This window comes from Bradyrhizobium manausense (genome assembly GCF_001440035.1).
GTDB lineage: Bacteria > Pseudomonadota > Alphaproteobacteria > Rhizobiales > Xanthobacteraceae > Bradyrhizobium > Bradyrhizobium manausense.
Genome location: NZ_LJYG01000112.1, coordinates 198,940 through 222,143 on the forward strand (window position 1 = coordinate 198,940; position 23,204 = coordinate 222,143).

Genomic DNA, 23,204 nt, shown 5'->3' on the forward strand with positions numbered 1-23,204 from the left:
CGTCACGCCGCGACCGGTGCCGGCTCAGGCGCGGCTTGCGGCTTCGGGAACGGGCGGAACGTCATCGCCATCAGGAACGCGCCGAGGCCCATCGCCCAGGAGCCGATATAGAGCCAGGCGTAGCTGGAGAACGCGTCGTAGATCATGCCGCCGGCGAGCGGTCCGGTTGCCATGCCGAGGCTGCCGGCCATCGCGGTGCCGCCGATCACGGTGCCCATCATGCGCAGCGGAAAGTTTTCGCGGACGATCACCGCATAGAGCGGCATGGTGCCGGCATAGATGAAGCCGAACACCATCGCGACCGCGTAGAAGGTCGTGAGCTGATGGGCGAAGACATAGGCGAGCGCGCCGAAGGCTTGCGCGAGCAGGCCCGAGACCAGCACGCGCTTGGCACCCAAACGATCGCCCATCAGGCCGAAGGCGACGCGGCCACCGAGGCCGGCGAGACCCTCGACGCTGTAGATCGTCACGGCCGAGATCAGCGGAATGCCGCAGCTCACGGCATAGCTGACGGTGTGGATGATCGGGCCGGAATGGGTGGCACAGCAGAAGAAATTGGTGGCGAGCAGGATCAGGAATTGCGGCGAGCGCAGCGCTTCGCTCCTGGTCATTTCGGCCTGCGCGCCGCCCCCGCCTGCTGCCGCCATCGGCGGATTTGCAAGCGCGGGCGGACGGCGTACCAGCAGCGCGACCGGAATCATGATGGCGCCGACCACCAGCGACACGATCTGCATCGCGGTGCGCCAGTCATGATGGGACACCAGCCAGGCCGCGAGCGGCGCCATCGTCATCGGCGCCACGCCCATGCCGGCCGACACCAGCGACACCGCAAGGCCGCGATGGGTGTCGAACCAGCCGGTGACGGTCGCCATCATCGGCGCGAAGATCGCGGCGCAGGAGGCGCCCACCAAGAGGCCGAACACGAACTGGAACGCGATCAGCGAGGTGGCGTGGCTCGCGGCGAACAGGCTCAGCGCCAGTACCGTCGATCCGGTCAGCACCACCGGCAGCGGCCCGAATTTGTCCGTCAGCGTGCCCCAGATCATGCTGCTGAATGCCATCGCCAGGAAGCCGATGGTCATCGCGCTGGAGATGCCGGTCACCGACCAGCCGGTGTCCTTGGCGATCGGCTGCAGGAACACCGGCAGCGAAAACATGCCGCCGATGGCGACGCATCCGAGCACGCCGCCGGCGGCGACGATCACCCAGCGATAGTTGGAAGCAGACATTTTTGTCTCCCGTCAGGTCTGTCTGGGTGGAAGACGATTGGGAACGGCGAAAGCAGACAGGGCAAGCCTAATTTATTTCCCGGGTTCTCGCGACCTGTGACCGCGTATAGTTCCGCAACAAGCACCTTGGCCCGCCCTGCCGCGCTGCATACGGGCTGGCGGCAGCTGTCAGGAAGGTCCCGCATGCCGAAAACAACCCCATGCACAGTAGACGGCCGCAGCGGGATCAGTGACTTACGACCCGGTCATCCGTTGGCACCGATGTTGACGAGCTCGCTGCCCCATCGCGCGGCCCTCGCCTGCACGTGGGACGGAATTGGGACGCAAGATCGGTCTGTCGCAGCCGGCCACCTCGGAGCGGCTGAAGCGGCTCGAGGAGCGCGGGATCATCAGGGCGTATCGCGCGGTTGTCGATCCCGCCTCGGTCGGCCTCAACATCCTCAAGGTGATCGTGCCTTCGCCCGCGGAGCTCGAGGGCATTGTCGATGCGATCGCCCGATACGGTTCTGTCACCACCGCCATCGTGCTGCGGAGCGAACCGCCGAAGCGGATCGGGCGCGAGCTGATCCAGAGAGGCTAGCGCTCGACACTTCCATCGCATCACCCCTGCTGCATCCGCCTGGCCCGCCAGTCGCTGACCGTGAGCCAAACCGCCGAGACCAGGAAGTAGAGCGCGCCGACCGCGGCATACCCAGCGACGTCAGCGATCGACGGAACTGCCGGCGTGGCGGCTTGAAAGATGAAGAAGCCACCCGCCAGCGCTGACTGGCCGCCACTCAGCACCATGGCCCATTGCGCGCCAAAACTTGTCCAGCGCCGGATCGCTGTTCCCAGCTGGAGCAGGCCGGCGAAGATCGCCCAGACACCGAAGACGCCGAGCACCCCATTCATGCTCATCTGCAAGGCGACGGTGACCGCAACAGTGGTCGCGAGGCTGACCAGGACGTTCAGCGCCTGCGTGCGGTTTTGCGAGAGGCCGCCGCTGCGCAAGGCGTCCACCAAATTCGCTGCGGCGTCCCAGGCAGGATAAAGCACGAGCAAGACGCCGGCGATTACCGGAGATGACGATGCAACGGCGAAGGCCGCAACGACCCAGGCGACGGAGAACGCCGCGCGGAGGAAATAGTATCGTTTGAGCCATTGCGCGCGATCGTCGCGAGCGAGTTGATTAGCCAGGGCCATTGCCTTCTCCTTTACCTACTAGTTGGTAGTCTTGTCGCACATCAAAGAGCGCTCACCCGGCATGCGTGCCGGGCGCCGTTGTCGCCTCGCCGATCTCTCTCAGCGCTTTGTGGACAGCCGCTCCAGCAGCGGCGCGGTGATCACACCGAACATTTTGGGATCGCCATAGGCGCGCGCCGACAGCATCGCGCCGTGGATGGTCGCCATGAATCCTTCAGCCTCGATCTTCGCTGCGCTGGCGAGATGCAGCTGCCCCTTCCGCCTGCCGCGCTCCATCACCGAGGCCAGCCACGACGCCAGCGCGCGGAAATGCGCGCGGACCTCCAGCGCAACCTCCTCCGGCAGGATCGGGAGTTCGCTGGCCAACAGCGCACAGACGCAGAAGGGTGCCGTTGCATCGCTGATGCACGCCGCCCAGTACCCGACATAGCTTTTGAGCTGGTCGCGAGGGTCCGTAACATTGCGCTCGAGCGCCGCCAGTCCCGCCTCGGCCTCCGCGCGATAGCGTGACACCAGGGTGCGGACCAGATCGACCTTGCTGGCAAAGTGATGGTGGATGCTCGGCTTGCGGATGCCGACGACTTCGGCGACATCGGCATAGCTGAAGCCGTTATAGCCGCCCGCGACGATCAGGGTGCGGGCGCAGGCCAGAATCTCGTCGGCGGTAGAGGAAGGGTTGGTCATGGGAGTTAGCTACCTTCTAGTTGGTAGACCGTCAAGAACGGGATGCTTCAACCATCCGTGAGTGGTAGGAGCCTTGAATGACCATTCGTCCCATCGTCCGCTACCCCGACCGCCGGCTCGCCATGCCCGCCCGCCCCGTCACCGCTTTCGACGACGGCTTGCGCGCGCTTGCAGCGGATTTGCTCGACACCATGCGCGCCGCGCCCGGGATCGGCATCACGGCGCCGCATATCGGCGTGCCTCTGCGCGTCGTGGTGCTTGAGCTCGACGCCAAGGCGGGGCCGCAGACCTACGTCAATCCCGAGATCGCCTGGGCCTCGCCCGAGATGATCATGCATCGCGAAGGCAGCGTCTCGATGCCCGGCGTCAATGACGAGGTGCAGCGCCACGCGCGCGTGCGGATCAATTATCGGGATCTCGACGGCATCCCGCAGACCGAGGAATCGGAGGCTTTGCGCGCCGTCTGCCACCAGCATGAGATCGATCAGCTCGACGGCGTGTTCTGGATCCAGCGGCTGTCGCGGCTGAAGCGGGAACGGCTGGTGAAGAAATATGAGAAGATGTCGCGGGGTTCGTAGGGTGGAAGCCCTGCAGATGCGCTAAGCGCATCTGCTCGGCGTAATCCACCGATCCACGCACGGCTTACGAATGGTGGATTACGCCATCAACTGCGCTTTGCGCAGCCGCCGGCTAATCCACCCTACGCATCTCTGTCCCGGTTGAAGCACGAGCGGCCGGCTTCGGCTCAAGCCGCGCCGGCCAGCGCCACCGCATCGGCGCCGGCCCGAGGGCGCGCCAGAAGATAGAATGCGGAGATATGCGTGATCATCAGCAGCGGAACATAGATGATCGGGATCGCATAGGTTGAGCCAAACCATTCCGCATGTGCGGCAAGGCCGGACTGGATGGCGTTGTAGTAATCGACGATGATGTCGACCGCTCCTGCGAGATTGAAGGCGACGACGAACAGCCAGAACAGCGGGCGTATCCTCACCGTGAGAAGCGCCAGCATGGCGAGCACCCCGGTCGCGAAGTCGCCCCAGGCGGCAAAGGTGGCAAAGCTGGCCGGCAGGTCCGGGCTGACGACGCCGGGAAGGATGAAGACGAGCCCGAAGAAGCGGAAGCTGTGCAGCGTTGCGATGGCGCGGTGCGCCTCGAGCCTGTCCATCACCTTGAGCCGGGGCCAGACATACACCCCGAAGCAAAGCAGCCAGGCGACATAACCAAGGATGAGATGGGTCCGGAACAGAGTTTCTGTCGTCATTTTCGTCTCCGATCAGATCGCGACATCGCGGGCCCGGCTGCGGCGACGCAGCTGGCGCAACGACAGGGCGTGCAGCAGGATCGAGCTCGGCACCACGAAAGCCGGGGTCAGCACAGTTGGATAATTGTCCAGTCCGACGTTCGGACCTTGGGGAATGATCAACTGGAACGGACCGGGCGTGATGAGCATCCCCAAGGTGATCGCGACGACGAAGTCCGCGATGCCGAAGATGTTCCAGAGGATCGCCGCTTTGCGCCCCTCGGCCGTCCCTGATGCCAAGGGCATTGCCGCCGTCACGGCGAACAGGCCGGTCATCACGTCGCCAGTTCCTGCCGGCAACGCCCACAGGCCGGGCAGCTGCCCAAGCAGCCAGTACGCGAGCCATTGGCTGCCGACGATTCGATAAAGCTGCAGGGCGACCAGCCAATTCGTCGGCATGGCATCGAGCAACTGCCCCACCCGCTTCGACAACAGCAACAGCGGAGCGCCTGTCATGACCGGCAGGAAGATCGCCGCCGGCAGCAGCGGCAATTGAGAGTAGCCCGTGCGGAAGACCCCGTTGATCGCCGCAGACCAGGCGACGGCGGCCCATAGCGTGAAGGGCACCATGATCGCGAGCCAGGTCGTGCGGCGCTGGCCGGGCGCGAGGTCGGTGCGTTCAAGGCCGAGCCACGCGCCGAGCCCGATCAGTCCATAGGCCGCCAGCCGGGCCGCCAGGGCTGGAAGGCCGCTCTGCAGAAGCACGGGTTGCGCGTAGAGCAACGAGGTCCACAGGGCCGCGAGCGGGACGGTCCAAAGCAGGCTGTTCAAGGGGCGAAGCGGCGGGACGATCGCAGCGGGAGCAGCTTCTGATGTCATCGGCCGTCCTCCATCCGGGTCTTCCCCTTATTGCCGACGCTCGGGATTGGTCATCAGCAGTCGAAGCGGCATGAGCGGACCGATGGCGATGTATTCGTGGTCCATCAGATCCTGCTTGGCCAATGGCAGGTCTTCCATGATCGCCTTCGCCGCGGCGACATCCCTGACATCGACGACGAAAACAACGCCGCGTCCGTCGCCGCGCGAATACCACTCGCGAATTTTCCCGCCGAGATAGAGCTGCACGGTCTCCTGGATTTCAGCCGGCATGACCGCCATGACCTGCTCGCGCGTGACGCCCGCTTTCGCGGTCAGGATGACCATCACTCCGGTGATTGTGGGCGAGAAGGCTTGCGGGGCGGATTGCGCCTGGGCAACGGATGGTTCGGTCATGGAAGTCGCTCCCATCAGGGTTAGGGTGAGCATGACGACAAGTTTACGCATCAACGTCATCGGTCTCGTCTCCGGGAGCACGATGGTCACCTCGGCTTCTCCGAGATGACGCTGACGTCGCAAATGACCGCCATCAGCGATGCTCCTGATCTGCGAGCCAGAGATACGATCGATTGTCGCCAGGGACTATTCGGGATAATCTTGACGGGCTATGAAGCAGAACTTCACAGTCAGGCAAGGCGCGCTCGACGGCGTGGAAGCATTCCTGAGCGTCGCCCAGCACCGCAATTTCCGCCGGGCAGCCGCAGAACTCGGCGTGACGCCCTCCGCCATCAGCCAGGCGGTCCGTACGCTCGAGGCGCGTGTCGGCGCAGCCTTGTTCATACGCACGACCCGCAGCGTCGGCCTGACCGAAGCAGGCGCGCAGTTCCTGTCGCGCGCAAAGCCCGCCTTCGAGGAGCTCCTTGCTGCGAGCAACGTTGCGCGCGATCTTGGACAGCGGCCGTCAGGATTGTTGCGGCTCACCGTGCCGCGCGCGGTGGTGCCGATCCTGCTGGAGCCGCTGATCGCATCCTTCTGCGCGGCGTATCCCGAGGTCGAGGTGGAGATCTCCGCGGGCGAGGAATTGGTCGACCTCGCGGCCAAAGGCTTTGATGCCGGCGTCCGGATGGGCCAGTTCGTCGCCGCCGACATGATCGCGGTCCGGCTGACGCGGCCTTTCCCGTTCGTGGTCGTCGGCAGTCCGGACTATCTGCGCCGGCACAAGCGGCCCGAACGGATCGACGATTTGCGCCAGCACGCCTGCCTGCGCATACGCCGCAGCAACGGATCGATCGCGCCCTGGTCCTTTGTCGATGGCAACAAGACCATTGAGGCGATCGTCTCGGGACCACTGATCGCGCACGATTTTCCCACCATGCTTGGCGCAGCCGTGCAAGGCATGGGCCTTGCGCAAGTCCCCGCGCCGATCGCCGCCAACCTGGTGAAGACGGGAAAGCTGGTGCAGGTCCTGAAATCGTTCGCGCCAACGACCCCCGGCGTGTTTCTCTATTATCCCAGCCGCCATCAGATGATGCCGAAGCTGCGCGCCTTCATCGATCACGTGAAGGGCCGCCAGGTCGCGGCCGCGAAAACGCGCGGCCGCGCGGATGACAGGCGAACGCGCGGAATGAAACCGCGCTGACCTAGGGAAGCAAGCCACGGCTCCCATTCGGGAGCGTTGCGGAACGACGACGGCGATTGCCCGAACCGTTGCCGAAAGGCGCGGGCGAAGGCGTCAGGTGCGTCGTAACCGGCATCCATCGCAATGTCGATGATGCTGTCAGCGTCACTATAGGCCAGCAGGTAGGACGCGCGCTTCATGCGGGCCAGCTGGACATAGCGATGCACGGACAATCCGAAGATCGCCGTGAACTGCCGATGGAAATGAAACCGCGAGAACGCGGCAACGCCGCTCAGTATTTCCAGGTCCAGATCAGCGTCGAGATGCCGGTCGATATAGTCCAGCACCCGCCGCATCCGGTCCCGATAGTTTCGCAGCGCCGCCGTCATCGTCGTTCCTTTCGTGGCGGCATGAGTTAGGCCGGAATGCCAGTGATGTGCTCGACCGATCTTGCGGTTTGGCGTTGTTCCGTAACCCGGATGGAGCGCAGCGCAATCCGGGATTCGTACCGGATAGACAGTAGCATGATGCGGTTATTGCGCCCCGGATTACGCTGCGCTCCATCCGGGCTACAGTCTTTTCCTCCAAATGCGTTATCATCTCTCGTCAACAGACCGACCAGTCAACCAAGGCCCCTCAAATGAACAGCTTGGACAATCTGGAGTGCGTGACCCTGTTCGTCGCCGACCTCGCCCGCACGAGGGCATTCTACGAGGCCGTGTTCGACGCGAGGCCGATCTATTCCGATGCCGTCTGCAGCGTGATCGGGCTCGGCGGTGTCATGGTCAATCTGCTGCAGGCGACGGAGGCCCCCCAGCTCGTGCAGCCGGTGGTGCCGGCCCCTTCAAGCACTGGGCCTCGCATGCTCATGACCATTCGCGTCGCCGATGTCGATGCGGCCTGCGCGAGACTCCGGCAAAGCGGCGTGGAACTGGTCAACGGCCCCATCGATCGCCCGTGGGGTCGTCGCACCGCCGCCTTTGCCGACCCATCCGGCCATATGTGGGAGATCGCGCAGGAGATTGGTTCGTAGAGGCCCGCGCGGCGCACATCCGACGCAAGTGCCCACTTGCGTACAGATCAGGGTAATGGAATTTTACTGAATGGATCGAGCACAGGAACGCCCAGCGGCTCGAAGTGCCTGACATTGCGCGACAGGATCGTCAGCGCGTGCTGGCGCGCCGTGGCGGCAATCATGATAACGGCAAATCCGGGCGCATGCCCCTGCCCGCGAGCCCGGTCAGATAACTCTCCCGCGAGCCGCGCGGCCGCCGTGTCGAACGGCAGAATTCGGTCGCCATAGAGATGCAACACGGCATCAAGCCATTGCGCCAAGTCCTTGCTCCTGCGCGTGGCCTTCTCGCGCCGCAGCTTGGCAATTCCGTCCTCGACTTCCGCAATCGTCACGGCAGACAAGAACAACGAGGCGGATTGCGCGTCCAGGCTAAGCCCTTCACTCCCACTCAATCGTGCCCGGCGGCTTGCTGGTCACGTCGTACACCACGCGGTTCACGCCCTTCACCTCGTTGATGATGCGCGTGGCGGTCTCGCCCAGGAATTTCATGTCGAAGGGGTAGAAGTCCGCGGTCATGCCGTCGGTTGAGGTGACGGCGCGCAGGCCCACGACATAATCGTAAGTGCGGCCGTCGCCCATGACGCCGACGGTCTTGACGGGGAGCAGCACGGCAAAGGCCTGCCAGATCTCGTCGTAGAGGCCGTGCTTGCGGATCTGGTCGATGTAGACCGCATCGGCCTTGCGCAGGATGTCGAGCTTGTCCTTCGTGATCTCGCCCGGGCAGCGGATGGCAAGGCCTGGCCCGGGGAACGGGTGGCGGCCGACGAAGATTTCGGGCAGCCCGAGCTCGCGCCCTAACTTGCGGACCTCATCCTTGAACAGCTCGCGCAGCGGCTCGACGAGCTTCATGTTCATGCGCTCGGGCAGACCGCCGACGTTGTGGTGCGACTTGATGGTGACCGAGGGGCCACCGGTGAAGGAGACGCTCTCGATCACGTCGGGATAGAGCGTACCTTGCGCGAGGAAGTCGGCGCCGCCGATTTTCTTGGCCTCCTGCTCGAACACCTCGATGAAGAGGCGGCCGATGGTCTTGCGCTTGGTTTCGGGATCGGTGACGCCTTCGAGCTCGCCCAAGAACTGCTTGGACGCGTCCACGTGCACGAGCGGGATATTGTAGTGGTGGCGGAACAGGTCGACCACCGTCTTGGCCTCGTCAAGACGCAGCAGGCCGTGATCGACGAACACGCAGGTGAGCTGGTCGCCGATGGCTTCGTGGATCAGCACGGCCGCAACGGCGGAATCGACGCCGCCGGAGAGGCCGCAGATCACCTTGCCCTTGCCGACCTGCTGGCGGATTTTTGCGATCTCCTCCTCGCGGAAGGCGCGCATGGTCCAGTCGCCGGTGAGGCCGGCGATCTTGCGGACGAAATTGCGGATCAGCTTGGCGCCGTCGGGCGTGTGCACCACTTCGGGGTGGAACATCAGGCCGTAATATTTGCGCGTCTCGTCCTGGATGATCGCGAAGGGCGCGTTCGGCGAGGTGCCGGCGACGGAGAAGCCCGGCGGCATCTTGGTGATGCGGTCGCCATGGCTCATCCAGACCTGGTTCTTGCTGCCTGAAGTCCAGACGTCCTCGAACAGCTTGCTGTCGGCCTTGACCTCGACATCGGCGCGGCCGAATTCGCGGTGATGGCCGCCCTCCACCTCGCCGCCGAGCTGGGCCGCCATGGTCATCTGGCCATAGCAGATGCCCATCACGGGCACGCCGGAGGCGAAGATCGCTTGCGGGGCGCGGGGCGAGCCGGCCTCATGCACCGACTCCGGCCCGCCGGAGAGGATCACCGCTTTCGGCTTCATCTCCTTGAAGGCGGCGTCCGCCTTGTTGAACGGGACGATCTCGCAATAGACGCCGTCCTCGCGCACGCGACGGGCGATCAGCTGCGTCACCTGGCTGCCGAAGTCGACGATGAGAATCTTGTCGTGCGCCGAGGCCACCGAAGGCGTCGACGCGGAGCGGTCGTTCTGTGCTGCTGTCATGGCAAGCCAATACGCGATGAGCCCCCGGCCCGCAACCGCGCGTCTGCGCGCGCCCACATGCTTCTTTGGGCATGGACAAACGGATATAGGTAAGTATTATTGACCTAATTTGCCCCACCACGAAGCGGGGGCCAATCGGGGAGAACGCCATGTCTAGATTTCATCAACCAGCAACGCTCGCCGCGCTCGGCCGCACCTGGGTCGAGGCCTGGAACGCGCGCGATCTCGAGCGCGTGCTCGCGCTCTATGACGATGCCACCGTGATGACCTCGGACCGCATCCCCATGATGGGATTCGATGCCAGCGGCACCGTGCGCGGCAAGGACGCGTTGCGCAGGTATTGGAGCAAGGCGCTGGGGCTGCTGCCGGAGCTCCACTTCTCGCTGATCGACTTGTTCGTCAGCCCGGACAGCGTGGTGGTGTTTTACCAGAACGAGCGGGGCAAGAAGATCTGCGAGTATTTACGGGTGAATGATGCGGGGCTGATCGTGCAGGGATCGGCGAACCATTTGCCGCATTAGCCCGTCATTGCGAGCGCAGCGAAGCAATCCAGAATCCCTCCGCCGCAGCAGTCAGGATTGCTTCGTCGCAAGAACTCCTCGCAATGACGGAGACCGTGGCAACATGGGCTACCAGGTCTCGGATTTCGGCGATGCCACGCACCGCACGTCGACATCAGTGGGCGCGACGCTCTTCATCGTGGATTGACGGAACCTCGCCGTGTGCAGCGCAAAATAGCAAAGCGTTGGCGGCTCGCTGTCCACGGGCACTGCCTTGCTCTGGCCCCATTATTTCGCTAGATTGTGAACCATCGATCCTTGGCCGAACGACTGGGCCGCGACGCCTCATTTCCAATGGGCGAGCACGTTTCAGGTATTTCTCCAAAAATCGACCAATCGGGACGAAGGGCGCGAAGATTCGCGCATCAGTCCCCCTGAGTGCATCGTCAATTGAAAGGAAATGACTATGGCAATGGGCACCGTGAAGTGGTTCAACAACCAAAAGGGCTTTGGCTTCATCCAGCCGGATGACGGCGCAAAGGACGTCTTCGTTCACATCAGCGCCGTCGAGCGCGCTGGCCTGTCGACCCTCAACGAGGGCCAGAAGGTTTCGTTCGACATCGTCGCGGACCGCCGCAGCGGCAAGTCCTCGGCCGACAACCTCCGCGCCGGCTAGTCGCCGCGCCGACGCTCTGACCACGGACGTACCGGCAGAGTGTTGAGACAAGAAACCCCGCGACCGGGATCCGGTTCGCGGGGTTTTTGTTCGGGGGTGGAGCGCGGCCTCACCCACGGTGCCGTAGGGTGGGCAAAGCGAAGCGTGCCCACGCATTTTTCGTCATCGGAGAAAGAAACGTGGGCACGGCGCGTTGCGCCTTTGCCCACCCTACGAGACCTTTTTAAGAACCGACACGAAGAACCCATCCGTCCCGGTGCGCCTTGGCGTCATCAGCCAGCCCTCAGGCGATTGCAGCGCGGCCTCTGCAAACGCCTCGGCCTTGTCCCAGAGCACGCTTGCGGTCTGCTCCGGCGGCACGACTGCAAACTCCGGATGGCCGGCGATGAAGGCCCTCACCTGCTCGCCGTTCTCTTCCGTCAGCACCGAGCAGGTGATGTAGGCGATGCGGCCACCCTGCTTCACCAGCGGAACTGCCCGCGCGAGCACCTCGGCCTGATCTTTCAGGCGGATCTCGAGCGCACCCGGCCGCATGCGCCATTTGGCATCGGGGTTGCGGCGCCAGGTTCCGGTTCCCGTGCAGGGCGCGTCGATGACGACGAGGTCGGCGGTGGCGCTGATGTCTTGAAGCGGATCGGCCTCGCCCTTGGGCGTGCGGACGTCGGCATTGTGAACGCCGGCGCGCGACAGGCGCTCGTGGATCGGCGCGAGCTGGCGCTTGTCGCGGTCCGTGGCGATGAGCCGGCCCTTGCCCTGCATCAGCGCGGCGAGCGCCAGCGTCTTGCCGCCGGCGCCGGCGCAGAGATCGATCACCTGCTCGCCCGGCTTTGCCGCGGCGAACAGCGCCGCAAGCTGCGATCCTTCATCCTGCACTTCAATGCCGCCCTTGATGAAGTCCTCTTCCGCCTGGATGCCGGGGTTGCGCGCATCGGCCGAAAGCTCGATGCGCAGGCCGTTTGGCGACCAGGGCGTCGGTTTCGCATGAAGATGAGCAAGCGCCTTCAGCACCTTGTCGCGATTGGATTTTAGCGTGTTGACGCGCAGGTCCAGCGGCGCCCGGCTCGCCATCGCCACCGCTTCCGCCGCGCGGTCCCCGCCGAACACTTTTGCCAGATGGGAATCGAGCCATTCGGGATAGTCGCCGACGATCGNGGCGGGCGCATCCTTGAGGGAGCGACGGCTGAGCGCCGCCTGCTCGGCGTCCGTCAGCGGCGCCGGCGCAAACCGGCTGCCGTCGAACATCGCGGCCATGGTGGCGGTGTCCATGTTGCGCTCCAGGCGAAGCATGCCGATCAGGCGGGCACGGGCGGTGTCGGAATCCATCAGGAACGCGCTCGACGCGTAGCGGCGCAGCACGTCCCAGACCAGGCCGGCAATGGCGGCGCGGTCGCCGGAGCCGGCGAAGCGGTGCGCGGTGCCCCACTCTTTTAAAGCCTTGGCCGCGGGCACGCGGTCCTTCTCGATGATGTCGATCACTTCGATGGCTGCGGACAGCCGGGCAGCGGGAGTCATTTGCATCTTTCAGGTGAGATCGGACCAGCAAGGGTCAGATCAGCAACAGGATTTTCAGTGCGAAGTAGATCCACATCGCCAGCAGCACGAGCACGCCGGCGAGCCAGACCGTGGAGCGGCGGCCGAGATCGTTCGAGGTGACGAATACGCCGGCATGGGCAAAGCGGCTCACCACGAACACCCAGGACATCAGCACGATGAAGAGATCGGCATGGCGCAGCGGCAGCGCCAATGCGATCAGGGCGTAGAACAGCACCGGCAGCTCGAACTGGTTGCGGTAGCAATTGGCGATCTGGGTGGCGCCCTTCGGCCAATTCGGCTCGCCCAGCGCGATGTCGCGGATCTTGGTCTCGCCCGAGACCAGCGCCTTCCGGCGCCCGAACACCATGCCGATCAGCAGCGCGAAAGTGAGCCCGATCTGCACGAAAACAGGCAGCAGGACCATTTGAACTGACATCGGAACTTTCCCGTCGATCGCGGCATGCCGCGGACCGTCATTAGCCGCGACTTCTCGCGCTGACAATGAGGGAGTTGAACCGGCGTTCCCGATTCCGCGACCAACCGCCGATTGTTAAAGCGATTTTGCCCCATTGCGGGCCCTCGAGGCGAGCCGCCATGAACATCCTGTCCAGCCTTTGGACCGACTCCGCCGACGCCCAGCTCGGCATCTGGATGTCGGCGCTCTCAGGCGTCGCGGCGGCGCTCGCCGTCGCGCTGGCGATGACGGTCTATTTCCGCCTCGCCTACCGCACCTGGCGCGATGTCGTCAGGCACGGACTGGCGATGCTCGCGGCAGCAGCCCTGCTCGCGTTCGTTGCCTTCGACATGCGTCACGCCGCGCTCGCTTTTCTCGGCCTCAACCCGTCCAAGCCGGCGGTGGAGTTCGAGATCCGGATGCCGCGCGAAATCCTGACGGCCGTATCCGGCGACACCCAGATCGAGCTGCACACCGACCGCAACCAGACTCTCGCGCTGGTCGACGGCGTCAACGACCTCACCGATGGACGCGCGGTGCTGCGCGGCGCGGTCGTCCTCACCCATCGCACCGCCGACCGCATGCTGGTGGTGAACCTGCCGGGCAAGGGCACGTTCGAGTTCCGCCTGCGCCTGCCCGCCGAGCCGCATCGCACCGAGCAGTTCGGGCCCTGGCATTTCGCCGACCGCATCGCCTCGACGCTCGCAAGCGGCATCGCGCAGCAGGATGCCTACTCGATCCGTTATCGCGTGCTTTAAACTTTGTTTCATCACGGATTTTGCGCTGATGTCACCGTTCCGACGTTTGGCCGCGCGATAGTTCTCCCATGTCCGAATTTCGCATCACGCAGATTTCCGACACGCATCTCGGCCGCCGCTTTCCCGGCCTGATCGCGAATTTCCAGGCGGTCAGCGAGCACATCGATGCAAGCCGGCCCGATCTCGTCATCAACACCGGCGATGTATCGTTCGACGGGCCGAGCAGCCGCGACGATGTCGAATTCGCGAAGAGCCTGCACGCCGCCCTGCCCGTCGACTGTCGCTACATCCCCGGCAATCACGATATCGGCGACAACCCGACCGCGCTCGGGCCGGCGCCGAAGCCGCCGGTCAGCGAGGCGCAGCGCCAGCAATTCCGCGACATCATCGGCGAGGACCATTGGTCGTTCGAAGCCGCCGGCTGGCGCTTCATTGGCCTCAACTCGCTGGTGATGAATTCAGGGCTCGCGTTCGAGGCCGAGCAGTTCGACTGGCTCGCTTCGGAGATCGCTGGTGTCAACGGCAGGCCGGCCGCGCTGTTCATCCACAAGCCGCTGTTTCTCAGCCTGCCCGAAGATCCTGAGCTTCCGGACACCTCGATCCGCTACGTGCCGCAGCCGGCGCGCGCGCAGCTGATCGACATGTTCGCGCGCGTCGATCTCCGCTTGATCGCCAGCGGTCATGTGCACCAGCGCCGCGACTTCACATTCCGCCATATCAGGCACGTCTGGGCGCCATCGGTCGGCTTCAAGATCAACGATTCACGCCAGGACCGGATCGCGATCAAGGAGACCGGCCTCGTCGAGTACCGCTTCGCGTCAGACGGTTTTGAAGTCCGCCACATCCGCGCGCCGGACCAGGTCGATATCGATATTGACGAGGTCCTCGCCCAGATGGGCGGCGAGGACCTCGCTTAGCCGGCAGGCACTTTTCCTTACCCCAATACCCTATCGCACCAAATTTGACCTCCGAATGCTCATTTTTGTCAGATGACAACGTTGTCATTCCCTCATATCGTCCTCTCGGCGGCCTTGAGCCGCGCGAGGGAGCGACCGATGCAGTTCTTGGCCCGGTGGGATAACGAGCGCCTGTCCGCGACGACGCGAGGCATTCCGCTTGTTGATGGCATTGCCACCGACGACATCGGCACCCGGGGCTGGCGACCTTCACGCGGAGATCTCGCGCTGCCCGCCCTCACCCTCGATGAGACCGCATTCGCCGCCAATCGCGACCTCTTCCTGCGTTGGTGCAGGAGCAGCGGCGTTGTCGTTGCCCCGCACGCCAAGACGCCGATGTCCCCAGAGCTTGCGCGCTCGCTGCGCGAGGCCGGCGCCTGGGGCACGACTGTTGCGAACATCCAGCAGGCCGCTGTGCTGCTCAGCCATGGCGAGCGGCGTATTCTGCTGGCCAACGAGATCGGCGGACTTGCGGCCGGCCGGCGGCTCGGCGCGCTGCTGAGCGCCTATCCCAATGTCGAGCTTCATGCCTTTGCGGATTCACCTGAGGCGGTCGCAACGCTGGCCGAGGCGGCGCGTGTTGCCGATAGGCGCGAGCTGTCCGTGCTGATCGAGCTCGGCGCAGGCCGCGCCGGCGCGCGCGATCGCGCCGCAATCGAGGCGACGATGGCCGCGGTGCTGGCCGCCGATCGCCTCACACTTGGCGGCGTTGCCGCTTACGAAGGTGCGGTCGCAACGGCCGACGCCGACGAGACCCTGCGCGCGATTGCAGCGCTGATGGGGTGCACCGTCGAGGCCTTCACCATGGTGCGCGCCGCTGCGCCTCGCCTGCCGCTGATCCTCAGTGCCGGAGGCTCCGCCTATTTCGATATCGTGGCCCGCGCGCTCGCACCTGGCGCGCAGGCCGATGGCAACGCCACCATCGTGCTGCGCTCCGGCGCGCTGTTCTTTGCCGATCACGGCATCTATGCCCGCGCCTTCACCGCGCTCGACCGGCGCGGTGGTCTCCTCATCGACGGTACGCATCACTCGGCGGCGCAAAGCTTTCGCCCGGCGCTGACGCTGTGGGCCGAAGTGCTGTCGCGCCCCGAAGCCGGACTGGCGATCGCAGGCTTCGGCATGCGCGATGCTTCCTTCGACCAGGGATTGCCGGTTCCCCTGCGCGTCTTTCGCGACGGTGTCGAACAGGATGGGCTCGCCGGGCGCCTGTCGGTCACGCGTCTCAACGACCAGCACGCCTTCCTGAACGTTGCGCCCGACACCCCGCTCGCAGTGGGCGATATCATCGCCTTCGGCATCTCGCATCCCTGCACCTGTCTCGACCGCTGGCGCGTGATCTTCGGCCTCGATGCCGACGGCGTCGTGAGGCGCGCCCTTCCCACCCAGTTCGGCTGAGAGCGCTACGATGAATTTCCTGCCGCTCTGGCGCTATCAGAACCAGCTCATCGACGGGGCCATCGTCACGCTCGAGCTGACGGTGATCTCGGCGTTGTGCGGGCTCCTGATCGGCGTTGCCGGCGCGGTCGCGCTGAAGGGGCGCCTTACGCCGCTGCGTTTGATGGTGCGAGGCTACATCGAATTGTTCCGCAACACGCCCTCGCTGATCCAGATCTTCATCATCTTTTTCGTGCTGCCGAGTTTCGGCCTGAAGCTGCCGGCGTTCGAATCCGCTGCGGTCGCGCTGTCGCTGTATTTCGGCGCCTATTCGGTCGAGATCATCCGCGCGGGGCTCGATTCCATTCCGCCCAGCCAGGTTGAGGCCGGGCAATGCTTGGGGTTGTCAGGCTGGCAGGTGTTCCGTCACATCGTGCTGCCGCCGGCGCTGCGCAATGCCTATCCGGCCGTGACCAGCCAGTTCGTGCTGCTGCTGCTCGGCACCTCGCTCGCCTCACAGGTCGCGGCCGACGAGCTGTTTCATGTCGCCGGCTTCATCGAGAGCCGCACCTATCGCAGTTTCGAGGTCTACGCGGTGATCTGCGTGGTCTATTTCGGGATGGCCATGGCATTCAAGGCGCTGTTCGCGATCATCGCGGCGGCCGCCTTCCGCTGGCCGCGACGGCGCTGAGGGACAGGCGATGCGATCCTTCACCCTCATCGACTTCGTCTCGCTGTTTTCGGCCCTGCGCTGGACCGTCGCGCTGGTCGTGCTCGCGCTCACCTTCGGCGCGCCGGTGGCGCTCGGCCTCGCAATGGGTCGCATCAGCCGCTTCAAGGGCCTGCGCTGGGCGATGGCGGCGCTGATCCAGACCATCCAGAGCGTGCCGCTGCTCGGGCTGTTGTTCTTCTTCTATTTCGGCATGCCCGTCTTCCTCGGCATCCAGGTGCCCGCGATCATCGCGGTCACCGTCGCCTACACGCTCTACACCGCCGCCTTCCTCGGCGAGATCTGGCGCGGCGGGCTCGAGGCCGTGAAGCAGGCGCAGTGGGAGGCCGGTGCCTGCCTCGGCCTCTCCGCCTGGCAGCAATTCCGCCACATCGTCGCGCCGCAGGCGCTGCGCCTGTCGCTGCCGCCGACCGTCGGCTTCCTGGTGCAGCTGATCAAAGGCACCTCGCTCGCCTCGATCCTCGGCTTCGTCGAGCTCGCCCGCGCCGGGCAAGTGGTGAGCGCGGCGACGTTCCAACCGCTGCTCACCTATGCGCTGGTCGCTGCGATCTATTTCGCGCTGTGCCTGCCGCTCACGCTCTGGTCCCGCTCCCTGGAGGCCCGCCTCGATGGCTCTCGTTGAAATTCGCGACGTGCGCAAGACATTCGGCAAGACCGAGGTGCTCAAGGGCGTCTCGCTCGACGTCGAGGAAGGCGAGATCGTCACCATTATCGGCCGCTCGGGCTCGGGCAAGTCGACACTGCTCCGCTGCATCAACGCGCTGGAGAGCGTCGATTCTGGCGAGATCCGCGTCGAGGGCCAACAGGTCCACGCCAAGATGCCGGACCTTAAGAAATTCCGTCAGCGCGTCGGCATCGCATTCCAGGCCTTCAATTTGTTTCCGCATCTGAAGGTCGAGCGCAACATTACGCTCGCCCCGCTGCTCACCGGCCGTATCGACAAGTCGAAGGCCCGCGCACTCGCCGAGGACGTGCTGACCCGCGTCGGCCTCGCCGACAAGATCGACGCCTGGCCGGAGCAGCTCTCTGGCGGCCAGCAGCAGCGCGTCGCGATTGCGCGGTGCCTGGCCATGGCCCCTCACCTCATGCTGTTCGACGAGGTGACCTCCGCGCTCGATCCCGAGCTCGTCGGCGAAGTGCTGAAGGTGATGGAGGCGATGGCCAAGCAAGGCATGACCATGATCCTCGTCACCCATGAGATGGGCTTTGCCCGCAACGTCGCCAACCGCATCGTCTTCATGCATCAGGGCCGCGTCTGGGAGCAGGGCCCGCCGGCCAAGCTGTTCGCCAACCCTGAAACACCGGAGCTCGCAAGCTTCATCGCTTCGGCGAAATGAACGTCGTCCCACCAATCCGGCCATCGTGCCGTCACCAGGAGAAAGTCATGAGAAAGCGGAAGTCCCTCCTCACGGTCGCTGCAGCGGCACTTGCCGTCCTCGCTGCGACAAGCCTTGCCAAGGCCGACAAGCTCCAGGACGTGCTCGGCGCGGGCAAGCTTCGCGTCGGTATCCTCACCGATGCCGCTCCCTGGGGCTTCAAGGACGACAAGGGCGAGATCGCAGGTCTCGATGCCGATCTCGCCAAGCTGATCGCGACCGACATGGGCGTGAAGCTGGAGCTCGTCCCGGTGACGGGCCCGGCGCGCATTCCGAGCCTGTTGTCCGACAAGATCGACATCCTCATCGCGGGCCTCGGCGCCACGCCGGAGCGCGCCCAGCAGGTGATGTTCTCGCAGCCCTACGCGGTGGTGAATCTCGGCGTCTACGGTGCGAAATCGATTCCCGCTGCCACCGGAAAGAAACCCGACAATCTGGAGGGGCGCACCGTCGCGGTCGCCAAGGGCACGACGCTCGACGTCTGGCTGACCGACAATGCGCCGAAGGTGAAGCTGGTGCGCTTCGAGGATACGCCGGCCGCACTCGCCGCGTTCCTGGCGGGACAGGCCGACACCTTCGCCGAGAACAGCGCCATCGCGATCAAGGCGCAGGAGCAGAACCCGACCAAGGAGATCGAGCTCAAATTCCTGATCCGCCAGTCGCCCGCCCATGTCGGCGTGCGCCAGGGCGAGCAAAATCTGCTCAACTGGATCAACACGGATATCTTCACCAACAAGCTCAATGGCAAGCTCGGCGCGCTGCAATTGAAATGGTTCAAGGAAGAGCAGACGCTGCCGACGCTGTAAGTTCAGATCGGCTCCCGCGATTCTGCGGGAGCCGCCCGTAGGAGAATTCGAGATGATCAAACGTTATGTCGTCGGCTCGCGCATGAGTCAGGCCGTCGCGGCGGGCGGCATGGTGCACATCGCAGGCCAAGTCGCCGATGACCGCAAGGCGGGCATCGTGTCGCAGACGCAGCAGGTGCTCGCCAAGATCGACGCGTTGCTGAAGGAAGCCGGCTCCAACCGCTCCAGGCTGATCGCGGTCAACGTGTTCCTGCCTCACATCACCGACTTCGAGACCATGAACTCGGTCTACGACGCCTGGATCGATCCGGCCAATCCGCCGGCGCGTGCCTGCGTCGAAGCCCGCCTGGCCGATCCCGATCTGCGCGTCGAGATGACTGCGGTCGCGTTGCTGTAACGGCTGCCCCTTTCCACCCTTCGGCCGGCGTCGGCGACAACGCGGCCATGAGGCCTCCCATGCATACCGGACTTTTCCACGAGATCGATTTCGAGAAGGACCAGAAATGGTCGGGCCATCTCGGCATTCCCTTCTCGATCGATCGCTCGCCCTACTTCCAGCTCAAGATTCCGATCTTCCGGATCAAGAACGGTGCCGGCCCAAAGCTGCTGCTGATGGCCGGCAATCATGGTGACGAATATGAGGGCGAGATCACGCTGACGCGGCTGTATCGCCGGCTCGATGTTACGGCCGTCAAGGGCGAGATCACCATTCTTCCGTTCGCCAATCTGCCGGCGGTGATGGCGGCGCGCCGCCGCTCGCCGCTCGACGAGGGCAATCTCAATCGCGCCTTCCCCGGCGATGCCGGGGGCACCCCCACGTTTCGCCTCGCGCATTTCCTCGAGCACGAGCTGTTTCCGCGCCATGATGTCGTCTTCGACATCCATTCCGGCGGCACGTCGATGGCGCATGTGCCCTGCGCACTGATCGAGCGGCAGGGGCCGCCCGAGATGTTCGGCCATGCGCTGCGCCTGATGGAAGGGCTTGGCATGCCCTTCGCCTTCGTCGCTGAGAACGGCGCCGCTGCACCGACCTCGATGGCCGCTGCGGCGCGTGCCGGCGCGATCGGCCTGTCGGGTGAATTCGGCGGCGGCGGCACCGTCACGCCGCAGACGATGGCGCTGACCGCGCGCGCCGTCGACCGCCTCCTGCTCGCGCTTGGCCTGGTTCAGGCACCTGTGCTCGGACCGCACGCGCCGGTCGAGCGCGACACCGAATTGCTGGCGCTGCAAAGCCATGCCCAGGCGGTGTTCGCGACACGCCGCGGCTGGTTCGAGCCGGCCGTCACCGTCGGCGCGCGGGTCAAGGCCGGCGACATCGCCGGCTGGTACCATGATTTCGAGCGGCCGGAGCTGGCGGAAGAGGTGCTGCGCTTCCCTGCCGACGGGATCGTCATCTCGCAGCGCCTGCACACCGACAGCCAGAGCGGCGACTGCCTGGTCCAGGTCGGCCGCGCACTCTCTCGCGATGAGGTGACGCGCTGAGCTTTGGAGAGACCACCGACTTCGACTAACCTTTGGAACCGATGACCGATCCGGCCAAGCCGAGCTATGACGACGTGGTGCGCATTCCGGCGCCGCCCGGCCGCAGCAATGCGACCGGGCGGCCGCCGCGCATCGAGGAGGTCGCGGAGCGCGCAGGCGTGTCGCCGATCACGGTGTCGCGCGTGCTGCGCCACCCCGAAAAGGTCAATCGCGAGACGCGCGAGCGCATCCTCGAAGTGATCGAAGCGACCGGCTATGCCTCCAACCCGCATGCGCGCGCGCTGCGCTCGGGCCGCTCCAACGTGGTCGTCGCCTTTGTCTCCAACATCCTCAGCCAGCAGTTCGGCCTTGCCGTGCGCAGCTTCGCCGCAACGCTCGAGCCCGAGGGTTTTGAAGTGCTGGTCGGCCAGACCTCCTACTCCTATGCCAAGGAGGTTGCGATGATCCAGTCGCTGCGCGGCATCAGGCCCGCGGCGGTGATGTTCACGGGCGTGATCGAGCTCGAGGAGAATCGTGCCGCACTTGCCGAACTCGGCATTCCCGTGATCGAGACCTGGGCCCATCCGCGCGATCCAATCGACATGCTGGTCGGCCTGCCCAATGCCGATGCCGGCGCGATGGCGGCGCGCAGGCTGGCGACCGCCGGGCACCGCCGCGTCGCCTTCATCGGCCGCAGCAGCGGCCGTGGCGCGCTGCGCCGCGACGGATTTCGCGCAGCGGCGGCGCAGCTGGGGCTCACTGTTGTGCACGAGATCAGCGTCGGTGAAATCACCGGGCTCGTCGACGGCCGCGCCGCGTTCACCGCCCTGCTCGAGCGCGGCGACCGCATCGATGCCGTGTTCTGCGCCAACGATCTGCTCGCAACCGGCGCGCTGATCGAGGCCCGCGCCCGCGGGCTGTCGGTGCCGCGCGATCTCGCCGTGCTCGGCTTCGGCGACAACGACGTTGCCGATCAGATTACGCCGGGACTCACCACCATCTCGTTCGATGCCGGGGCAGTGGGTCGTATCGCGGGCGAACTGCTACTGGCACGGCTATCAGGCACGCCGCGCGGCGCGCAGCAGCTGGCCGTCGATCTGTTCCTGATTGAACGCGGCAGCGTCTGAGCGGGCAGCTCAGGCGACGCTCTTGAGATCCTGCTGGATCGCAGCCAGCAACGACTGCAGCGCATCGCTGCTCACTGGCTTGGCCGTCGGATCATTGGCCTGCACGATTTTGGTTGGCTGGGCTGCCTTGACTGGCGGGCCGGCAAAGCGCGGCGGAGGTGTCGGCATGACGGGAGCGGCGAAGTCGCCCTCGTCCTCGCTGTGCACGAACTTGCCGTGGATGACGTCGTCATGGCGGCCCATGACATACATGGCCGCCCAATACCCGGCAGCCAGCAGGATTACGCAGAAAATACCGATCTCTAACATCGCAACACCCTAAATATGCGCGATGATTCAATGGGCTTCACCCCGGCGTCAATGAACCCTCGGTCACCGCTTGCGACTTTTACGGGCAGGTGTGGCCGATCGGTAACTATTCGTTAACCATCAATGTCTGGCGTGTGGCGGCAGCGCAACTCCAGGACACTCCAAGCCTCCTGGAGACGCCAAAAGCCCAGGCTTTAGGCCTTGTCCGGCCCGACCCGGACCAGCTGCTTGCCGAAATTGGCACCCTTCAGGAGCCCGATGAAGGCGCCGGGAGCGCTCTCCAGGCCCTCGGTGACGAATTCCTTGTACTTCACCTTGCCATCACGGACCCACCCGGACATGTCGCGCAGGAAGTCGCCATGGCGCGAGGCGAAATCGGAGACGATGAAGCCACGGAAGGTCAGCCGCTTGGTCAGCGTCGCGCGCATCAGCGATGCGGCCCATTTCGGCGGCTTGGCTTCGGTGTCGTTGTAATGCGCGATCAGGCCGCAGACCGGCACCCGCGCGAACGGATTGAGCAGCGGGAACACCGCCTCGAACACGGCGCCGCCGACATTCTCGAAATAGACGTCGATGCCATCAGGGCACGCGTCCTTCAGCTTCGCCGCCAGATCGGGATCGCGGTGATCGATGCAGGCATCGAAGCCGAGTTCCTTCACCACGTAGTCGCACTTGTCCTTGCCGCCGGCGATGCCGACCGCACGCGCGCCCTTGATCTTCGCGATCTGGCCGACGGCGGAGCCGACTGCGCCTGACGCTCCGGCGACGACGACGGTCTCGCCGGCTTGCGGCTTGCCGATGTCGAGCAGGCCGGTGTATGCGGTCATGCCGGGCATGCCGAGCACACCGATCGAGGTCGAGATCGGGCCGAGCCTGGGATCGACCTTGATGAGGCCCTTGCCGTTCGAGATCGCATGCGACTGCCAGCCGGTGCGTGCGCGCACGATATCGCCTACCGCAAAATCAGGATTGTTGGAGGCTGCGACTTCGCTCACCGCCTCGCCTTCCATCACGCCGCCGACCGGCACCGGCGCGGCGTAGGACGGACCATCGCTCATGCGCCCGCGCATATAGGGATCGAGCGACAGCCAGATCGTGCGCAGCAGAACCTCGCCAGCGCCGGGCGTTGGCACTGCGAATTCCTCGATGCGGAAATCGGACGGCTTTGGTTCACCGACGGGACGCGCGGCGAGAACGATGCGTTTGGCGCTATCTTGACCTTGGGACATGGCTTCCTCCAATTTTCTGTCATTGCGAGCGAAGCGAAGCAATCCAGCCGCGTCAACACAAAAGCGCCGCGTAGCCCGGATGGAGCGAAGC

The 23,204-nt window shown here is 64.9% G+C and carries 28 protein-coding genes and 3 pseudogenes; 17 read left to right on the forward strand and 14 right to left on the reverse strand.

The annotated features are described in order from the left end of the window. Nucleotides 1-2: 2 nt before the first annotated feature. On the reverse strand, nt 3-1,229 hold the full coding sequence (locus AOQ71_RS37480; protein ID WP_057758075.1) for an MFS transporter: 1,227 nt from the start codon (nt 1,227-1,229) through the stop codon (nt 3-5). Nucleotides 1,230-1,512: 283 nt separating this feature from the next. Between AOQ71_RS37480 and AOQ71_RS37485 the strand changes: the two genes are divergently transcribed. After that, nucleotides 1,513-1,809 carry an Lrp/AsnC family transcriptional regulator gene (locus AOQ71_RS37485; protein ID WP_063958345.1) on the forward strand — a complete coding sequence of 99 codons (297 nt, stop codon included), beginning with the start codon at nt 1,513-1,515 and terminating at the stop codon, nt 1,807-1,809. 20 nt (nt 1,810-1,829) lie between these two features. On the opposite strand, the gene AOQ71_RS37490 is transcribed toward AOQ71_RS37485, so the two are convergent. After that, a complete protein-coding gene (locus AOQ71_RS37490) occupies nt 1,830-2,411 on the reverse strand; it encodes a hypothetical protein (protein WP_057758079.1) in 582 nt (193 codons plus the stop codon). A 99-nt stretch (nt 2,412-2,510) separates the two neighbouring features. Beyond that, entirely contained in the window at nt 2,511-3,095 is a 585-nt protein-coding gene (locus AOQ71_RS37495; protein WP_057758080.1) for a TetR/AcrR family transcriptional regulator, read from the reverse strand. A 77-nt stretch (nt 3,096-3,172) separates the two neighbouring features. On the opposite strand from AOQ71_RS37495, the gene AOQ71_RS37500 reads away from it, so the two are divergent. After that, nucleotides 3,173-3,673, forward strand: a complete 501-nt coding sequence (locus AOQ71_RS37500; protein ID WP_057758083.1) for a peptide deformylase — start codon at nt 3,173-3,175, stop codon at nt 3,671-3,673. A gap of 167 nt (nt 3,674-3,840) precedes the next feature. Here AOQ71_RS37500 and AOQ71_RS37505 read toward each other — a convergent pair whose 3' ends face one another. The 3 genes from AOQ71_RS37505 to AOQ71_RS37515 form a co-directional block, all read right to left on the reverse strand. Next, the gene (locus AOQ71_RS37505; RefSeq protein ID WP_057758085.1) at nt 3,841-4,359 is read right to left on the reverse strand and encodes a hypothetical protein; all 519 of its coding nucleotides are present in this window, start codon (nt 4,357-4,359) and stop codon (nt 3,841-3,843) included. Nucleotides 4,360-4,371: 12 nt separating this feature from the next. Further along, nucleotides 4,372-5,169: an MFS transporter gene (locus tag AOQ71_RS37510; protein WP_245317358.1), complete on the reverse strand. Its 798-nt coding sequence runs from the start codon at nt 5,167-5,169 to the stop codon at nt 4,372-4,374. 75 nt (nt 5,170-5,244) lie between these two features. Continuing rightward, nucleotides 5,245-5,700 carry a hypothetical protein gene (locus AOQ71_RS37515; RefSeq protein WP_245317359.1) on the reverse strand — a complete coding sequence of 152 codons (456 nt, stop codon included), beginning with the start codon at nt 5,698-5,700 and terminating at the stop codon, nt 5,245-5,247. Between the two features lie 121 nt (nt 5,701-5,821). Here AOQ71_RS37515 and AOQ71_RS37520 point away from each other — a divergent pair, with 121 nt between their 5' ends. Continuing rightward, a complete protein-coding gene (locus tag AOQ71_RS37520; RefSeq protein ID WP_057758089.1) occupies nt 5,822-6,793 on the forward strand; it encodes a LysR family transcriptional regulator in 972 nt (323 codons plus the stop codon). Here the strand turns inward: AOQ71_RS37520 and AOQ71_RS37525 are convergent. Continuing rightward, nucleotides 6,793-7,161: pseudogene (locus AOQ71_RS37525) on the reverse strand (helix-turn-helix transcriptional regulator); the annotation flags it as partial. The gene AOQ71_RS37520 and the pseudogene AOQ71_RS37525 sit on opposite strands and share 1 nt — an antisense overlap. A gap of 251 nt (nt 7,162-7,412) precedes the next feature. On the opposite strand from AOQ71_RS37525, the gene AOQ71_RS37530 reads away from it, so the two are divergent. After that, nucleotides 7,413-7,805: a VOC family protein gene (locus AOQ71_RS37530; RefSeq protein ID WP_057758091.1), complete on the forward strand. Its 393-nt coding sequence runs from the start codon at nt 7,413-7,415 to the stop codon at nt 7,803-7,805. A 47-nt stretch (nt 7,806-7,852) separates the two neighbouring features. Here the strand turns inward: AOQ71_RS37530 and AOQ71_RS37535 are convergent, their stop codons facing one another. Both AOQ71_RS37535 and guaA read right to left on the reverse strand, forming a co-directional pair. Further along, complete coding sequence (locus tag AOQ71_RS37535; protein WP_347336729.1) at nt 7,853-8,194, reverse strand: type II toxin-antitoxin system VapC family toxin; 342 nt, start codon at nt 8,192-8,194, stop codon at nt 7,853-7,855. 31 nt (nt 8,195-8,225) lie between these two features. Continuing rightward, on the reverse strand, nt 8,226-9,824 hold the full coding sequence (gene guaA / locus AOQ71_RS37540; RefSeq protein WP_057759030.1) for a glutamine-hydrolyzing GMP synthase: 1,599 nt from the start codon (nt 9,822-9,824) through the stop codon (nt 8,226-8,228). 149 nt (nt 9,825-9,973) lie between these two features. On the opposite strand from guaA, the gene AOQ71_RS37545 reads away from it, so the two are divergent. The 3 genes and pseudogenes from AOQ71_RS37545 (at nt 9,974) to AOQ71_RS37550 (ending at nt 11,000) form a co-directional block, all read left to right on the forward strand. Beyond that, entirely contained in the window at nt 9,974-10,345 is a 372-nt protein-coding gene (locus AOQ71_RS37545; RefSeq protein ID WP_057758095.1) for a nuclear transport factor 2 family protein, read from the forward strand. Between the two features lie 103 nt (nt 10,346-10,448). Beyond that, nucleotides 10,449-10,532: pseudogene (locus tag AOQ71_RS50495) on the forward strand (DHCW motif cupin fold protein); the annotation flags it as partial. A 258-nt stretch (nt 10,533-10,790) separates the two neighbouring features. Next, nucleotides 10,791-11,000 carry a cold-shock protein gene (locus AOQ71_RS37550; RefSeq protein ID WP_027532363.1) on the forward strand — a complete coding sequence of 70 codons (210 nt, stop codon included), beginning with the start codon at nt 10,791-10,793 and terminating at the stop codon, nt 10,998-11,000. A gap of 210 nt (nt 11,001-11,210) precedes the next feature. Here AOQ71_RS37550 and AOQ71_RS37555 read toward each other — a convergent pair. From AOQ71_RS37555 to AOQ71_RS37560, 3 genes and pseudogenes are all read right to left on the reverse strand, one after another. Further along, nucleotides 11,211-12,151: RsmB/NOP family class I SAM-dependent RNA methyltransferase (locus AOQ71_RS37555; RefSeq protein ID WP_245317360.1), on the reverse strand; the 941-nt coding region annotated here is incomplete at its 5' end. Nucleotide 12,152: 1 nt separating this feature from the next. Next, nucleotides 12,153-12,512, reverse strand: a pseudogene (locus tag AOQ71_RS49260) (MFS transporter); the annotation flags it as partial. Nucleotides 12,513-12,546: 34 nt separating this feature from the next. Continuing rightward, nucleotides 12,547-12,969, reverse strand: coding sequence for an MAPEG family protein (locus tag AOQ71_RS37560; protein ID WP_057758099.1), 423 nt, complete (start codon nt 12,967-12,969; stop codon nt 12,547-12,549). Nucleotides 12,970-13,127: 158 nt separating this feature from the next. Here AOQ71_RS37560 and AOQ71_RS37565 point away from each other — a divergent pair, with 158 nt between their 5' ends. The 10 genes from AOQ71_RS37565 to AOQ71_RS37610 all read left to right on the forward strand — a co-directional run bounded on the left by AOQ71_RS37565 (nt 13,128) and on the right by AOQ71_RS37610 (nt 21,575). Continuing rightward, on the forward strand, nt 13,128-13,745 hold the full coding sequence (locus AOQ71_RS37565; protein WP_057758101.1) for a hypothetical protein: 618 nt from the start codon (nt 13,128-13,130) through the stop codon (nt 13,743-13,745). Nucleotides 13,746-13,813: 68 nt separating this feature from the next. Beyond that, nucleotides 13,814-14,662, forward strand: coding sequence for a metallophosphoesterase family protein (locus tag AOQ71_RS37570; RefSeq protein ID WP_057758103.1), 849 nt, complete (start codon nt 13,814-13,816; stop codon nt 14,660-14,662). Between the two features lie 138 nt (nt 14,663-14,800). Next, nucleotides 14,801-16,096, forward strand: coding sequence for an amino acid deaminase (locus tag AOQ71_RS37575; RefSeq protein WP_057758105.1), 1,296 nt, complete (start codon nt 14,801-14,803; stop codon nt 16,094-16,096). Between the two features lie 10 nt (nt 16,097-16,106). Beyond that, nucleotides 16,107-16,766, forward strand: a complete 660-nt coding sequence (locus tag AOQ71_RS37580) for an amino acid ABC transporter permease (protein WP_057758107.1) — start codon at nt 16,107-16,109, stop codon at nt 16,764-16,766. Nucleotides 16,767-16,776: 10 nt separating this feature from the next. Then, nucleotides 16,777-17,427: an amino acid ABC transporter permease gene (locus AOQ71_RS37585; protein WP_057758109.1), complete on the forward strand. Its 651-nt coding sequence runs from the start codon at nt 16,777-16,779 to the stop codon at nt 17,425-17,427. Then, on the forward strand, nt 17,414-18,142 hold the full coding sequence (locus AOQ71_RS37590) for an amino acid ABC transporter ATP-binding protein (RefSeq protein ID WP_057758111.1): 729 nt from the start codon (nt 17,414-17,416) through the stop codon (nt 18,140-18,142). The genes AOQ71_RS37585 and AOQ71_RS37590 overlap by 14 nt, the downstream gene beginning before the upstream one ends. Nucleotides 18,143-18,189: 47 nt before the next feature. Further along, nucleotides 18,190-18,987 carry a transporter substrate-binding domain-containing protein gene (locus tag AOQ71_RS37595; RefSeq protein WP_057758114.1) on the forward strand — a complete coding sequence of 266 codons (798 nt, stop codon included), beginning with the start codon at nt 18,190-18,192 and terminating at the stop codon, nt 18,985-18,987. A gap of 52 nt (nt 18,988-19,039) precedes the next feature. Further along, nucleotides 19,040-19,384 carry a RidA family protein gene (locus AOQ71_RS37600; protein ID WP_057758116.1) on the forward strand — a complete coding sequence of 115 codons (345 nt, stop codon included), beginning with the start codon at nt 19,040-19,042 and terminating at the stop codon, nt 19,382-19,384. 59 nt (nt 19,385-19,443) lie between these two features. Next, the gene (locus AOQ71_RS37605; RefSeq protein WP_057758118.1) at nt 19,444-20,469 is read left to right on the forward strand and encodes a succinylglutamate desuccinylase/aspartoacylase family protein; all 1,026 of its coding nucleotides are present in this window, start codon (nt 19,444-19,446) and stop codon (nt 20,467-20,469) included. A gap of 41 nt (nt 20,470-20,510) precedes the next feature. After that, complete coding sequence (locus tag AOQ71_RS37610; protein WP_057759032.1) at nt 20,511-21,575, forward strand: LacI family DNA-binding transcriptional regulator; 1,065 nt, start codon at nt 20,511-20,513, stop codon at nt 21,573-21,575. Nucleotides 21,576-21,584: 9 nt separating this feature from the next. Here AOQ71_RS37610 and AOQ71_RS37615 read toward each other — a convergent pair whose 3' ends face one another. Both AOQ71_RS37615 and AOQ71_RS37620 read right to left on the reverse strand, forming a co-directional pair. Continuing rightward, nucleotides 21,585-21,884 (reverse strand): hypothetical protein, encoded by a 300-nt coding sequence (locus AOQ71_RS37615; protein WP_057758120.1) that lies wholly within the window; start codon nt 21,882-21,884, stop codon nt 21,585-21,587. Nucleotides 21,885-22,078: 194 nt separating this feature from the next. Beyond that, entirely contained in the window at nt 22,079-23,113 is a 1,035-nt protein-coding gene (locus AOQ71_RS37620; RefSeq protein ID WP_057759034.1) for an NADP-dependent oxidoreductase, read from the reverse strand. Nucleotides 23,114-23,204 lie beyond the last annotated feature (91 nt).